Source organism: Alcanivorax sp. HI0044 (assembly GCF_001634945.1).
Genome location: NZ_LWEZ01001680.1, coordinates 1 through 1,164 on the forward strand (window position 1 = coordinate 1; position 1,164 = coordinate 1,164).

At 58.5% G+C, this 1,164-nt stretch carries 4 protein-coding genes; all 4 read right to left on the minus strand.

Translation table 11 applies throughout. The features are described 5' to 3' along the window. On the minus strand, positions 1-374 hold a 374-nt coding region (rplI, locus tag A3730_RS25215; RefSeq protein ID WP_063539240.1), incomplete at its 3' end, for a 50S ribosomal protein L9. 15 nt (positions 375-389) lie between these two features. After that, positions 390-620 carry a 30S ribosomal protein S18 gene (rpsR, locus tag A3730_RS25220; protein ID WP_007148676.1) on the minus strand — a complete coding sequence of 77 codons (231 nt, stop codon included), beginning with the start codon at positions 618-620 and terminating at the stop codon, positions 390-392. A 22-nt stretch (positions 621-642) separates the two neighbouring features. Further along, complete coding sequence (priB, locus tag A3730_RS25225; protein WP_063521307.1) at positions 643-951, minus strand: primosomal replication protein N; 309 nt, start codon at positions 949-951, stop codon at positions 643-645. A gap of 2 nt (positions 952-953) precedes the next feature. Then, a partial coding sequence (gene rpsF, locus A3730_RS25230; protein WP_063539242.1) for a 30S ribosomal protein S6 occupies positions 954-1,164 on the minus strand: 211 nt, incomplete at its 5' end.

Sequence of the window (1,164 nt, forward strand, 5' to 3'; positions counted from 1 at the left end):
GTGGTGCGCAGTGCACCGTGGGGCAGCTTCACTTCTGCTTTTTCCACGTCCACGCCAGTGGAAGAGGAAATGGCTTCCGCGATGTCGCGGGTACCCACAGAACCGAACAGCTTGCCTTCGTCGCCCGCTTTGGCGGCGATGGAAACTGCGGCTTCGTTCAGCTTCTCGGCGCGTTCCTGGGCAGCACCCAGCTGCTCTGCAGCGTGCTTTTCCAGCTCGGCGCGACGTTGCTCCACTTCCGCCAGGTTGGCTTTGGTGGCAGGCAGCGCTTTGCCTTGCGGGATCAGGAAGTTACGGCCGTAACCGGAACGTACGTCTACCACTGCGCCCAAATCGCCCAGGTTCTTGATCGTTTCCAGCAGGATCACTTGCATGATGGTCCCCTCGGCTTAATTGTCGTGGCTGTCAGAGTACGGCAGCAGCGCCAGGAAGCGAGCCTGCTTGATAGCAGAGGCCAGCTGACGCTGGTAGCGTGCCTTGGTGCCGGTAATACGGCTGGGCACGATCTTGCCAGTCTCGGTGATGTAGGCTTTCAGGGTGTCGAGATCTTTGTAATCGATGTACTCAACACCTTCCGCGGTAAAGCGGCAGAACTTGCGGCGGCGATAAAAACGGGCCATTGGATAATCTCCTGTCGAATCCTTAGTTAAGGCTTTGCAGCGTTTGGGCAAGCAATTGCAAACGGTCCCGGGCGTCTCCCTTGTAACCGGCGCGGCTGAGGCATCCGGTTACCTTGATTCGCTGACCCTCTTTCAGGCCCTTGGCCTGCTGGGTCATCCCGCCCGCCAGAATCACGGCAATGCGGGCCTGGACTTCACGGGGATGTCCGTCTTCCAGTTGCCGGGAGCGATGTTCCAGCCAGACTCGCTGGCGGGGCACTCCGGCTGGAGTCAGGGCCACCTTTTCCAAGGTGACGATCACACCAGTGAGTTCGCAGTGGTTGCTTTCCAAAATTAGCTGGCAGCCCCTTCCTTCTCGTCGTGTTTCGCCAGCGGCGACGGCTCGGTTACGGCGTTGTCGCGACGAATTACGAGGTGACGGATTACGGCATCGTTAAAGCGGAAAGTGTTTTCCAGCTCGCCCAGGGTCTCGCCGTCACATTCGATGTTCAGCATCACATAGTGAGCTTTGTGGATCTTGTTGATCGGGTATGCCAACTGACGA